Source organism: Capnocytophaga cynodegmi DSM 19736 (assembly GCF_000379185.1).
GTDB classification, from domain to species: Bacteria; Bacteroidota; Bacteroidia; order Flavobacteriales; family Flavobacteriaceae; genus Capnocytophaga; species Capnocytophaga cynodegmi.
Map to the genome: position 1 here is coordinate 39,389 of NZ_KB900709.1, position 12,463 is coordinate 51,851.

Sequence of the window (12,463 nt, forward strand, 5' to 3'; positions counted from 1 at the left end):
TTCTACTTGCAAAAATAACTAATTTAATTCTATTTTTGAATAAAATTTTTTCTGAAATGAAGAGCCAAAAGTAATCCTCGAGTAGTTATCCAAGCAAAAAAGGCAAACCAAATACCTTTCAATTCCCATTCAAAACTTTGAAATAAGTATAAAAATGGTAAGAATATTCCGAAAGAAGCGATTAACAATACATTTCGTAAAATTTTCGTAAATCCAATACCTTTATAAACGCCATCAAGCAGAAATGTAACAGAATTGATGGGTTGCATTAATACAACTATCCAGAAAGTTGCAAAAAATAAAGATTGTACGCGTTCATCTTTGGTTAAAATCTGACCTATTGGAAAATATAAAATAGAGTAAGATAATGCCAAGAGTAATCCTATCAAAATTGTAATTTTCAACAAATCCTTTACTAAAAGAACAAGCGTATCAAACCGCTTCATTCCATATAATTTACCCGAAAGAACCCCTCCTGCACTACTATAGCCATCAATAAAAAAAGCCGAGAACAACCAAATTTGAGCAAGTAATGTGTGTGTTGCTACAAATGCATTATCCGTTTCACTCCCTAAATTAGTTGCCACTCGAAAAGCAAAAAATAATGTGATTTGCAATGAAAGTGAACGAATTAAAAGATTAAAACTCATTAATAAGTTACGAAAGAATTCAGGGTGTAGCTTACTGAAATAAAATAACTTAAAATTAGTTTTTCGATATAAGAATATTAAAGCTAACACAAACATCGTAATTTGTGAGATTAATGTTGCCCAGGCAAGTCCTTCTACACCAAGTTGAAATTGAAAAACAAAAATCAAATTCAAAATAACGTTTAAAATACCTCCTATAACACTGATAATCATTGCCCAAGATGTGTTCTGAAGCCCTTTAAAAACTCCATAAAGTGTTATTGTTAAGAGTGTTATAGGAAATCCCCAAACTCGAATATTGAAATATGTTAAGCAAATATCCAATAACTTCTGTTCTGCCCCATAAAGTTTGAAAATAACATCACCAAAGAAAAAGCTTATTCCGGAAGCAAACAACGAAATGATTGCACTGAACCAAAAAATCTGAGCCACCAAGCTTTTTAATCTGTTTAGCCGGCTTTGTCCATATCCTTGAGCAACTTGCGATGCTATTGCATAGGAAGTTTGTGCAAAAATCCATATAATTGCAGTTATAAAAGAGCCTACAATCCCTACTGCACCAAGAATTTCTTGTGTATTTAGAGGAATATGTCCAGCCACAATTGTATCAGTCAATGAAATTATAGGCTCTATAATTCCCGAAATAATTGCAGGAATAGCCAAACGATTTATTTCTTTTAAAGAAACTCTCGACATTTTATATTAATTCAGCTAATTTTTGAGTTAAATTCTTTCTACTATAGGGTGCTAAACCTATTGGGTTAGACTTTAATTCACCTCTTTTATAAAAATTGTACCATTTTAGGATAGTCTCTCTTATTTCTTGATAGTCATCATATCTAAAAAATTCTCCTGTATTGGTATCTTTTACAATCTGTGCTGCGTCCCAATGCTCCGGACCAATAGCTAAAATAGGACGACTGGAAACCATATATTCAAATAATTTTCCTGGAATAATTCCCTCAGTTTCTTTCGAGTTTATCTCTATAAGTAAAAGTATTTGAGATTGATTTTGTAATTCAATTGCCTCTTTATGAGAAATATAACCTTTGTTAGTTATATAATTACCTAAACCTAAAGTAACTAAATATTCTAATATTTCATTGCTTATTTTTCCTGCAAAACATAATTCAAAATCTTGTGCAAATGATTCATTTTTAGAGACTAAATCAGCTAATACTTTCCATAATATTTTTGGATTTCTATCAGAAAGTAACGAACCTATATGAGATATTAAAAACTTTTCAGAAAGATTTCTTTTTGTATATGTCTGAATATCATAACCATTAGTGATGGTATGAATAGGTTTATTTGTTAATAATGAAAATTCTTTCTTTGTTTTAAAACTTGTAGTAATTACCAAATCAGATGTCTGTAGAATTTCTTTTTCTAAAAATTTATGTTGATTTGCTGCCCATTTGGTTAATCGTAAATCCTTATGATAACCAATAGTTGTCCAAGGGTCACGGAAATCACTAATCCATTTTAGCTTTGGAAATTTTTTCTTTAAATGATAGCCTATTAAGTGTATACTATGTGGTGGTGAGGTAGTTATAATTGTTTGAATTTCATTTTCTTGTATAAATTTTGAAAGAAATTTTACGGAAGGCTTTACCCAAAATTTACGAGCATCAGGAATAAATAAATTTCCACGAACCCAAAGCATCATTTTTTCTATGAAAGACACCTTTTTGCGAGGAATAATTCCTGAACTTATCTTTTGTGTTTTATTTTTAGAAAGTAAAGAAGCTAATCCGTATGGTTCCCAAATAGGTTGTTTTATTACCTGAATATTAGTGGGTAAATCTTCTCCCATTTGTTTATCTATCATAGGATACATTGGGTTTTCAGGCACATATACAATGGGTTCAACTCCGAAATCACGTAAATATTTCACGAACTTAATCCATCGCTGTACTCCCGGACCACCTGCAGGTTTCCAATAATATGTAATGATTAAAACTTTTTTCATTTTTGTTTAATTATCTAGATTTATAGTCAGAAATATAAGAAAATATAATAAATCAAACCATAAACTTTATAATAAATTTGTAAAAAATATTTTTTGAAACTTGAAATACAAAAAAGCCGTCACTTCCCAGCAACGGCTTTTCCTCATTAAAACAAAAAATTATGAAAAAAACTAAATTACTTTCCTCTTTCCATTTTGTCTTTCAACTCTTGAAGAGCTTCTAAGTCTCCTAAAGTTGATTTTTCGACAGCTGTTGTAGAATTTGATGCTTCTTTAGCAATCTTTTCCTCTTCTTCTCTAAATATAGCAGTATGAGAAGCTACAACTCTTTTGAATTCTTTATTAAATTCAATCACTTTGAAATCGGCTGTGTCGCCTTTTCCTAGTTTTTTACCATCTTCTTTCTCCAAGTGGCGTGTGGGGATAAATGCAACGATATCTTCATTAAACTCAACTGTTGCTCCTTTGTCTACCATTTTGGAAATAGTTCCGTTATGAACAGTTCCTACTGCAAATTCTACCTCGTATTTATCCCAAGGATTTTCAGTAGTTTGTTTGTGTCCTAAAGAAAGTTTACGAGCTTCTACATCCAACTCAAGTACAACTACATCTAACTTGTCTCCTACATTAACAAACTCTGATGGATGTTTGATTTTTTTAGACCAAGAAAGATCTGAAATATAGATTAATCCATCTATTCCCTCTTCTAACTCAGCAAAAACACCAAAGTTTGTGAAATTACGTACTGTTCCCACGTGTTTTGAACCAACAGGATATTTTGTAGCAATACTAGCCCAAGGATCAGATGTTAATTGTTTGATTCCTAAAGACATTTTACGCTCATCTCTATCCAATGTTAGCACAACTGCCTCAACCTCATCTCCAAGACTTACAAAATCTTGTGCTGAACGAAGGTGAGTACTCCAGGACATTTCTGATACGTGAATTAAACCTTCAACACCTTCTGCAATTTCTACGAAAGCTCCGTAATCAGCGATAACAACTACTTTTCCTTTAACTTTATCCCCAACTTTTAAATCATCAGCTAAAGCATCCCAAGGGTGTTTACTTAATTGCTTTAGTCCTAATTGAATACGAGATTTATTATCATCGAAATCTAAGATAACTACATTCAATTTTTGGTCTAACTCAACCACTTCGTTTGGATGATTAATTCTTGACCAAGAAAGGTCTGTAATGTGGATTAATCCATCAACACCTCCTAAATCAACAAACACACCATAAGAAGTAATGTTTTTAACTACACCTTCTAAAACTTGACCTTTTTCAAGTTGTCCGATGATTTCTTTTTTCTGTTCTTCAATATCAGCTTCGATGAGAGCTTTGTGTGAAACAACTACGTTTTTAAATTCGTGATTTACTTTCACAATTTTGAACTCCATCGTTTTATTTACATATTGCTCGTAATCACGTATTGGTTTTACATCAATCTGAGAACCTGGTAAAAATGCTTCAATTCCAAATACATCAACAATCATACCACCTTTTGTTCTGCTCTTAACAAATCCGTTTACAATTTCTCCGTTTTCGTGAGCTAAATTCACACGATCCCACGCTTTAATCGTGCGTGCTTTTCTGTGAGAAAGTACTAATTGTCCTGTTTTATCCTCACGGATATCAATCAAAACTTCTACTTTATCACCTACTTTTAATCCTGGATTATAGCGAAACTCGTTCAAAGAAATAACACCTTCTGATTTGGCATTTATATCAATAATCGCCTCTCTGTCAGTAATTCTAACAACTGTTCCCTCAACAACTTCATTGTCTTGAGTATCAACAAAATTGTTTTTTACTAAATCCTCAAAGTTTTTCAACTTATCTTCTTGAACACTTTCAATACCTTCTTCGTATTTTGTCCAATCAAAATTTTTCAAGAACTCGTCTTGTGTGTGTGTTTGTTCAGCCATTTGCTGATAAATTAAATTTGTATTTCTTTTGAAAATAAAGAGCTTAGCGTATTTTCATCAGAAAGAATTAAACATCAAAATTATCCCTTTGCTCTTCAAACGCTCACTAAGGGAGTGCAATATTACAAATAATTTTGTTATCTACCAAATTATTTTGTTTTCACCAATGAAAATTATGAGATTAGCCTGACTTTTTCCTATGTCTGATTTCTTATAAAAAATCTTCTCGTTAGATATTTACATATTAAAGTATCAGCATTGCATCGCCATACGAATAGAACTTGTATTTTTCAGCTACAGCTTCTTTGTAGGCTCTCATCACCAAATCGTGACCTCCAAAGGCAGAAACCATCATCAAAAGAGTTGATTTTGGAGTATGAAAATTGGTAATCATTGCATTAGCAACGCTAAAATCGTACGGAGGGAAAATAAATTTGTTTGTCCAACCGATATATGGATTAACTGTATTTTCTGATGAAACAGAACTTTCCAGAGCTCTCATTACGGTTGTTCCGACAGCACAAACTCTTTTTTTGTTAAGCTTTGCCTTATTGATGATTTTGGTTTGATCTTCAGGAATAAAAACTTCCTCACTATCCATTTTGTGTTTTGAAAGATCCTCCACCTCTACAGGACTGAATGTTCCCAATCCTACGTGTAATGTTACTTCTGCAAAATTTATTCCTTTGATTTCAAGTCTCTTCATCAAATGTTTAGAAAAATGTAAACCTGCCGTTGGAGCAGCAACAGCTCCTTCGTGTTTTGCATAAATAGTTTGATATCTTTCCTCATCTTCAGGTTCTACGGCACGTGAAATATACTTAGGTAGAGGCGTTTGCCCCAATTCTGTTAATTTATCACGAAATTCCTCGTAGGAACCATCGTACAGAAAACGAAGCGTTCTTCCTCTTGATGTAGTATTATCAATAACTTCGGCAACTAAGCTATCATCTTTTCCAAAATAAAGTTTATTTCCTATACGAATTTTTCTGGCAGGGTCAACCAAAACATCCCACAAACGTTGTTCAGCATTGAGTTCTCGAAGTAAGAAAACCTCAATTTTTGCTTTCGTTTTTTCTTTATTTCCATATAATCGAGCAGGAAAAACTTTGGTGTTATTAAGAACAAAAACATCTTGGTCATCAAAATAATCGATAACATCTTTAAATAGTTTGTGTTCAATTTCTCCAGTTTTTCTGTGCAAAACCATCAAACGAGCTTCATCACGATTCTCACTCGGGTACTCTGCTAATAATTCTTTTGGAAGTTCGAAGTTAAAATTAGATAATTTCATCTCAGTTAAGTGTATATTTTTTTGTAAAAGCGTGCAAATATACATCTTACAAATAGGCGTTGTCAAGTAATTTATAAAATAATTCGAATGTTATTTTATAAAACACTATAAACAAACAAGTTATATTTCAAAAAGAGAAGACTATTTATGAAGAAGAAAAATAAAAGTCGGGGTGACTGGACTCGAACCAGCGACCACACGCACCCCATACGTGTACGCTACCAACTGCGCCACACCCCGATTTTTTCGAATGCAAATTTACATCTTTTTCTAAAAATGAAAACAATTTTGATAAGTTTTTTATAGAAAACGACTATGCCAACTCTCCTCCATTGGAATTTCCCAATCTGTTTCATATTCAACTTTTGTATTTACTAAATTATTGAATACAATTGTTTTGGCAGAAACAGCTTTCTCTTTTACCATCTTTTTAAAGTCAGCTAAGTTTTTGTATGCTATAAAATCACCCTGTCGATAGCTTACGTTCATTCTGTCGAGTAAATCTACCTGAAAATCTTTTTCTAACTGTTGAATGAATTGAGCCAAATTATCTAGCGAACACCCTGAAACTGCGTGTAAATCTTGGTTCACTCCTATTACGATAAATCTATTGTAACGTATTTCATACGAAGCAGTTAGCCCTATGCCGTGAGCAGTCCAATTTTCTAAATATGTTTTAATTTTAAGGTGTAATTTTGTTTGTTCTGTTTCAGTAAAACTGCGATTACTCTGATATATCCAAATCCGTGAATTTTCTGGTAATTCATTGAAATCTACGTACATTGCTTTGTTTGTTTTAGTATGTTAAAAGTAAAACCTTTTGGGGTGCGAAGTTACAATATTTTTACGTATTAATTATATTTATAGATAATAAAATGAAATTCACCTTGTTTAGAAAGTAGTTTTTTGATTTTGCTGTATTTCCATTTTTTTAAATCTTCTTGCACACGATAATAAAAAGATATACATTTGTGCGGATAAATTTAAAATAACTATGTCGAATATTCAACAACTTACAGATTTAACTACGCAAGTACGTAGAGATATTTTAAGAATGGTTCATAAAGTAAATTCAGGACACCCAGGCGGTTCGTTAGGTTGTACTGAATTTTTAGTTTGCCTCTATAACGAATTGATGGAAATCAACACAAATTTTGCAATGGACGGCAAAAACGAAGACCTCTTTTTCCTTTCAAACGGGCATATTTCTCCTGTATTTTACAGCGTTTTAGCTCGAAGAGGTTACTTCCCTATTAGCGAATTAAACACATTTCGTTTGCTAGATTCTCGTCTGCAAGGACACCCAACGCCACACGAAGGATTGGAAGGTGTTCGTATTGCTTCAGGATCTTTGGGGCAAGGGCTTTCAGTTGGGATTGGAGCTGCACTGACCAAAAAGCTCAATGGTGATACGCATTTGGTGTACACTCTTCACGGTGATGGCGAATTGCAAGAAGGACAAATCTGGGAAGCCGCAATGTATGCTGGAGGAAAAGGCGTTGATAATCTGATTGCTACCATTGATTATAACAAAAAGCAAATCGACGGAAGCACCGATAACGTTTTACCTTTGGGCGATTTACGGGCTAAATTTGAAGCCTTTGGTTGGCAAGTAATTGATATTGAAAAAGGAAACGACATCACTTCTGTTTTGGAAGGAATGAAAAAAGCCAAATCATTGACAGGCAAAGGAAAACCTGTGTGTGTGCTTTTGCATACCGAAATGGGTAATGGTGTTGATTTTATGATGGGAACTCACGCTTGGCACGGAAAAGCTCCAAACGATGAGCAACTTGCCAAAGCTCTCGCACAAAATCCTGAAACATTAGGGGACTACTAAAAACTCGACTACTTTATACAAGTTCCATTTAAAATGAAAGAAACAACATTCGAGTTTTTAGAAAAACTGAAAGGAGTAATGAACTATGTTATTTTCGATGTTCAGGGGAGTAATTTTACTTTGCTGACATTGATATACTTGGTTATTTCTATTACTATTCTAATTTTCGCCTCTAAGAAGATTACACACTTTTTAGAGCATAAATTCTTCGCAAGTCGTATTGCAGAAAGAGGAAATCGGTCTGCTATTGTTACTATTATCAGATACTTAATTTTAGTCTTTGGATTTTTATTCATTTTTAAATCCGCCGGTTTTGAATTAGGAGCTTTTAGTTGGCTTTTAGGAGCTTTGGGAGTCGGTTTGGGATTTGGTTTACAGAATATAACCAATAACTTCATTTCAGGAATTATCATTTTATTTGAACGCCCCATAAAAGTAGGCGACAGAATTCAAGTAGGAGATATTTCAGGAGATGTTATTTCTATTTCGATGCGTTCTACAACAATCGTCACTAATGATAATATTTCAGTAATTGTTCCTAATTCTCAGTTTATTAATGGAAATGTAACCAATTGGTCGCATAACGATAGACTTGTTCGGTTTCATTATCCCGTGGGAGTTGCCTACAAAGAAGACCCAGAAAAAGTAAGAGATATCGTCCTAGAAATTGCTAAAAATCATTCTGGTGTATTGAAAGACCCAGCCCCCGCTTTCTGGTTTGTGGAGTATGGAGATAATTCTCTGAATTTTGAATTAGTGGTATGGACATCTACATACATTCAAAAACCTGTAGTTCTAAAAAGCGAGTTGTACTACGAAATTTTTAAAGAATTCACAAAACATAACATTGAAATTCCTTTTCCACAACGCGATTTGCACATCCGTTCAGGATTAAACACTATTAAAGATTAAAAAAAACAAGTAACTATGAGTGAAATTAATAACACAAATGAAAAATCAACATTAAGTGAGAATTCCAAGAGCATTTGGGAGCAAATAAAGGAATTTCTTTCTGAATTGATGAATATCCGTCAAGATACTGACAGAGAAGCAGCTATCGAAAGTATAAAAGCCGATATTTCTTTCAAAGGACATACTTCTTGGATTTTGATTTGTTCTATCGTAATTGCATCATTAGGGTTGAATGCCAATTCAACAGCCGTAATCATTGGAGCGATGTTAATTTCTCCGCTAATGGGACCTATTTTAGGAATGGCTCTTTCCTTGGCTATCAATGACGTAGATTTGTTAAGACGAGCCGTAAAGAACTTTGGAGTTATGGTCGTTTTGAGTGTTACTTCAGCTTTTGTATTTTTCTGGCTATTTCCTCTTCGTGATACTTCTTCAGAACTTTTAGCACGTACCTCTCCCGATATTCGGGATGTATTAATCGCCTTTTTTGGAGGATTAGCCTTAGTGATTGCTCGAGCCAAACGAGGAACTGTAGCGAGTGTTATTTTTGGTGTAGCGATTGCTACCGCTTTGATGCCTCCACTTTGTACGGTTGGTTTCTTTTTGGCTGTTGGGAATTGGAAATTAGCTTTAGGAGCGTTGTATCTATTCCTAATTAATACTATTTTTATCGGACTGGCTACATTTTTGGTACTTCGTTTTTTGCGTTTGCCAATGGTAGTTTATGCAAACTCTTCCAAACGTAAACGAATTTCAAATATAGCTTACATTTGTGCTACATTGGTAATGATTCCTGCTGGATATACTTTTTACCAAGTTTGGAAAGTTTCTCAATTTAAGAATAATGCAAATACTTTTATTGAAACTAGTATCGAAAAATCAGAAATTGAGGGAATACGCTTTTTGAAAGACCTCTCAAAAGTGGAATACAATGACGGAAAGCCTTACATTGAACTTGTTTTCTTTGGAGATACGCCTATTTCAGCTGAAATGAGAAATTTATGGAACAATCAAAAAGATACCTATCCATATCTTAAAAATGCAGAATTACACATTGTGAGTGATAGTAAGGAACGTGACCAAAGCCAGTACGTTCAAGAATTGTATAATACTAATAAAGAACAACTTATCTCTAGCCAAAGTAAAATAAAGCTGTTACAAGACCAAGTAGAAACTCTTGGAAAATACAACAGAGAAGCCTCCAAATTTCAGCAAATTACCAAAGAAATTGCGGTTAATTATGAGGATATTGCTTCTGTTTCATTTGCAAATGAATTAAAAAGTAATTTCAAAAAGATAGATACAATTCCTGTTTTTCGTATTCAATGGAAAAAAGATTCAAAAAAAGTTGATAAAAAAGCTGAAACAGAAAAACTAAAAAAATGGCTTTCAACTCGCTTGGATAGCAAAAAAGTTATAGTAAAACAAGAAGATTAAAATGTAAAAAAAGTAATTATGATTAAAAAATTAACAACAATTATTTGTGTTGCTACTGCTACATTAGTGATGTCTTGTTCAAAAAACGAGGACAAAAACGATAACACACAACAACTTTATTGGGAAATGGAAGGACAACGTTTCACAGCACAAGGAGGAAAGGCTTTCGATAATGGAAATTCTATTTCGGTGTTTGTAACTCCACATCAGAGTGACTGTTCATCTAAGGAATATAGTTTTGAAAATTATTTGAATGTTGAAATTCCGAAAAATTCAAAAACGGAAGGTTATAATGTTGTTTTCGGACGTAAAGGTAGTATTCCAATGAATGCTCTAAACAGCAAAATTCGTTACGAGCATAATGGTGAACAGATAACCATTTGGGTAGAAGCAAAAACAATTTTAGGGCACAAAGCCGAAGGAAAATACACCGTTCCGTATTGTAAATAGCAAAACATTTTAGGTTATATATTTATTTGTAAAACCTTAACTTTAAAATATCAAAACATTATGAAAGTATCAAAATTAGCACAAAATTTAATCGGTTCTGAGATTGTAAAGATTGGAAACGAAGTAAACGACCTCAAAGCTAAAGGCGAAAAAATCACAAATTTAACCATTGGGGATTTGGATTCGAATATTTATCCCATTCCCAATGAGCTTAAAAAAGGGATTCAACAAGCGTATGCAGACAATCTTACGAACTATCCTCCTGCGAGTGGTATCCTTTCGCTTCGGGAAAATGTTTCAAAAGATCTCAAACAACGTTATGCATTGGAGTACTCAGCGAAAGATATTCTTATCGCGGGAGGTTCGCGTCCGTTGATTTACGCAACCTTTAAAACCATTGTAGATGAGGGCGATAAAGTGATTTATCCCGTACCTTCGTGGAATAACAATCACTATTCGTATTTGAATTCTGCTCAGAAAGTAGAATTGGAAGTTAAGCCTGAAAACAACTTCTTACCTACGGCGGAAGAGCTACGTCCGCACCTGAAAGATGCCGTTCTGTTAGCACTTTGTTCGCCACTTAATCCGACAGGGACGATGTTTTCCGAGCATCAACTCAGAGAAATTTGTGAACTTATTGTGGAAGAAAACCGCAAACGTGGAGCCGACGAAAAGCCTCTTTACTTAATGTATGACCAAATTTATGCGATGCTTACCTTTGGAGAAAAACACTTTAATCCGGTAAGTTTAGTCCCTGAGATGAAGCCTTATACGATATTTATTGACGGTTCTTCCAAATGTTTTGCGGCTACGGGCGTTCGCGTGGGCTGGGCTTTTGGTCCTTCGGAAATCATCGGAAAGATGGCGGCTCTACTTACGCACGTTGGGGCGTGGGCTCCAAAACCTGAACAACAGGCGATGGCTCAGTTCCTTACTAACACAAAAGCGGTTGACGCGTTCGTAAATGATTTCAAAGGGAAGATTAAGCATAGCTTAGAAACCCTGCACGAAGGCATTCAGGCATTGAAACAAAAGGGATATGCGGTGGAGAGTATTCGTCCGATGGGAGCTTTGTATTTGACCATTCAGTTGGATTATGTTGGGAAAACTACACCGAAAGGCGACAAACTTAACGATACTACTGACTTGGTTTTCTACCTTATTAAGGAAGCAGGAATGGCATTAGTTCCGTTTTCTGCCTTCGGAAATAGCCGAACAATGCCTTGGTTTAGAGCTTCTGCAGGTGGATGTTCTTTGCAAGATATTAAGGACGTTCTCCCAAGATTAGAGAAGGCTTTGAGCGAACTAAAATAAAAGGATAAGCAACAAATAGAGTAAAGTCTAAAAAGAAAAATACAAGCAATCAGGCTTTGCTCGGTTTGTTTGCTTTATTATAAAAATAGAAATATTACACCTTATATATATTGTATCACTAAAAAATTTATTTATTATGGCAGTAAAATACAACATCGTAGAGCGAAAAAACCTATTAGATAAAGAAGCTCAACCTAAATTTTATGCAAGTGCGAAGGCAGATGGTGAAATATCTTTCCGTGCTCTTGCCAAAGAAATCGCCACAGGTTCATCAACCGTATCGGACACAGATGTTTTGGCGGTTCTCAATGATTTAACTAAAGTATTAGTAAAACATCTTTCAGAAGGACGTATTGTTCGTTTGGGTGATTTCGGAAGTTTTAGAATTACTATTTCGAGCGAGGGAGCAGAAACCGCGGAGAAATTCAATCCTGCTTTAATTAAAAGCAATAAAATTCAGTTTACCCCTGGAATAGATTTAAAGGAAATGCAACGCGTTATCAAGTACGAAAAATATAAAAAATAGTTTTCTTTTCGGAAAGAAATATAAAATTGTTGTTATACAGATAGATATATTCTTAAAATTATATGTATATATCTTATCAAAAAAGTATATATAAGTTTCTAAAAATATATATACAAGTTGACTAAGTTTTATATATA

General features: G+C 34.0%; 11 protein-coding genes and 1 tRNA gene. 6 read left to right on the forward strand and 6 right to left on the reverse strand.

The genetic code is table 11. From position 1 onward, the window contains the following. Nucleotides 1-29: 29 nt before the first annotated feature. From YW9_RS0104080 to YW9_RS0104105, 6 genes are all read right to left on the reverse strand, one after another. Nucleotides 30-1,346, reverse strand: a complete 1,317-nt coding sequence (locus YW9_RS0104080) for an MATE family efflux transporter (RefSeq protein WP_018278916.1) — start codon at nt 1,344-1,346, stop codon at nt 30-32. 1 nt (nt 1,347) lies between these two features. Further along, complete coding sequence (locus tag YW9_RS0104085) at nt 1,348-2,622, reverse strand: glycosyltransferase family 4 protein (protein ID WP_018278917.1); 1,275 nt, start codon at nt 2,620-2,622, stop codon at nt 1,348-1,350. A 176-nt stretch (nt 2,623-2,798) separates the two neighbouring features. After that, nucleotides 2,799-4,553, reverse strand: a complete 1,755-nt coding sequence (rpsA, locus tag YW9_RS0104090; RefSeq protein ID WP_018278918.1) for a 30S ribosomal protein S1 — start codon at nt 4,551-4,553, stop codon at nt 2,799-2,801. A gap of 244 nt (nt 4,554-4,797) precedes the next feature. Further along, nucleotides 4,798-5,847, reverse strand: a complete 1,050-nt coding sequence (gene queA / locus YW9_RS0104095; RefSeq protein ID WP_018278919.1) for a tRNA preQ1(34) S-adenosylmethionine ribosyltransferase-isomerase QueA — start codon at nt 5,845-5,847, stop codon at nt 4,798-4,800. Between the two features lie 167 nt (nt 5,848-6,014). Beyond that, nucleotides 6,015-6,087, reverse strand: a tRNA-Pro gene (locus YW9_RS0104100). Nucleotides 6,088-6,147: 60 nt separating this feature from the next. Further along, nucleotides 6,148-6,630 carry a hypothetical protein gene (locus YW9_RS0104105; RefSeq protein WP_018278920.1) on the reverse strand — a complete coding sequence of 161 codons (483 nt, stop codon included), beginning with the start codon at nt 6,628-6,630 and terminating at the stop codon, nt 6,148-6,150. 211 nt (nt 6,631-6,841) lie between these two features. Between YW9_RS0104105 and YW9_RS0104110 the strand changes: the two genes are divergently transcribed. From YW9_RS0104110 to YW9_RS0104135, 6 genes are all read left to right on the forward strand, one after another. Next, the gene (locus YW9_RS0104110) at nt 6,842-7,687 is read left to right on the forward strand and encodes a transketolase (protein ID WP_018278921.1); all 846 of its coding nucleotides are present in this window, start codon (nt 6,842-6,844) and stop codon (nt 7,685-7,687) included. 33 nt (nt 7,688-7,720) lie between these two features. After that, nucleotides 7,721-8,599, forward strand: a complete 879-nt coding sequence (locus tag YW9_RS0104115; RefSeq protein WP_018278922.1) for a mechanosensitive ion channel family protein — start codon at nt 7,721-7,723, stop codon at nt 8,597-8,599. 15 nt (nt 8,600-8,614) lie between these two features. Then, nucleotides 8,615-10,036: a DUF389 domain-containing protein gene (locus YW9_RS0104120; RefSeq protein WP_018278923.1), complete on the forward strand. Its 1,422-nt coding sequence runs from the start codon at nt 8,615-8,617 to the stop codon at nt 10,034-10,036. A gap of 18 nt (nt 10,037-10,054) precedes the next feature. Beyond that, nucleotides 10,055-10,486, forward strand: coding sequence for a hypothetical protein (locus tag YW9_RS0104125; protein ID WP_155848723.1), 432 nt, complete (start codon nt 10,055-10,057; stop codon nt 10,484-10,486). 60 nt (nt 10,487-10,546) lie between these two features. Continuing rightward, the gene (locus tag YW9_RS0104130; RefSeq protein ID WP_018278925.1) at nt 10,547-11,800 is read left to right on the forward strand and encodes a pyridoxal phosphate-dependent aminotransferase; all 1,254 of its coding nucleotides are present in this window, start codon (nt 10,547-10,549) and stop codon (nt 11,798-11,800) included. Nucleotides 11,801-11,936: 136 nt separating this feature from the next. Continuing rightward, complete coding sequence (locus YW9_RS0104135; RefSeq protein ID WP_013997442.1) at nt 11,937-12,326, forward strand: HU family DNA-binding protein; 390 nt, start codon at nt 11,937-11,939, stop codon at nt 12,324-12,326. Nucleotides 12,327-12,463 lie beyond the last annotated feature (137 nt).

Excerpts from the sequence above, each read along its gene's own strand:
- YW9_RS0104130 (WP_018278925.1), top strand. The coding sequence starts at position 10,547 with ATGAAAGTATCAAAATTAGCACAAAATTTAATCGGTTCTGAGATTGTA.
- YW9_RS0104110 (WP_018278921.1), top strand. The coding sequence starts at position 6,842 with ATGTCGAATATTCAACAACTTACAGATTTAACTACGCAAGTACGTAGA.
- YW9_RS0104115 (WP_018278922.1), top strand. The coding sequence starts at position 7,721 with ATGAAAGAAACAACATTCGAGTTTTTAGAAAAACTGAAAGGAGTAATG.
- YW9_RS0104085 (WP_018278917.1), bottom strand. The coding sequence starts at position 2,622 with ATGAAAAAAGTTTTAATCATTACATATTATTGGAAACCTGCAGGTGGT.
- YW9_RS0104105 (WP_018278920.1), bottom strand. The coding sequence starts at position 6,630 with ATGTACGTAGATTTCAATGAATTACCAGAAAATTCACGGATTTGGATA.
- YW9_RS0104125 (WP_155848723.1), top strand. The coding sequence starts at position 10,055 with ATGATTAAAAAATTAACAACAATTATTTGTGTTGCTACTGCTACATTA.
- YW9_RS0104120 (WP_018278923.1), top strand. The coding sequence starts at position 8,615 with ATGAGTGAAATTAATAACACAAATGAAAAATCAACATTAAGTGAGAAT.
- YW9_RS0104135 (WP_013997442.1), top strand. The coding sequence starts at position 11,937 with ATGGCAGTAAAATACAACATCGTAGAGCGAAAAAACCTATTAGATAAA.
- YW9_RS0104080 (WP_018278916.1), bottom strand. The coding sequence starts at position 1,346 with ATGTCGAGAGTTTCTTTAAAAGAAATAAATCGTTTGGCTATTCCTGCA.
- rpsA (WP_018278918.1), bottom strand. The coding sequence starts at position 4,553 with ATGGCTGAACAAACACACACACAAGACGAGTTCTTGAAAAATTTTGAT.
- queA (WP_018278919.1), bottom strand. The coding sequence starts at position 5,847 with ATGAAATTATCTAATTTTAACTTCGAACTTCCAAAAGAATTATTAGCA.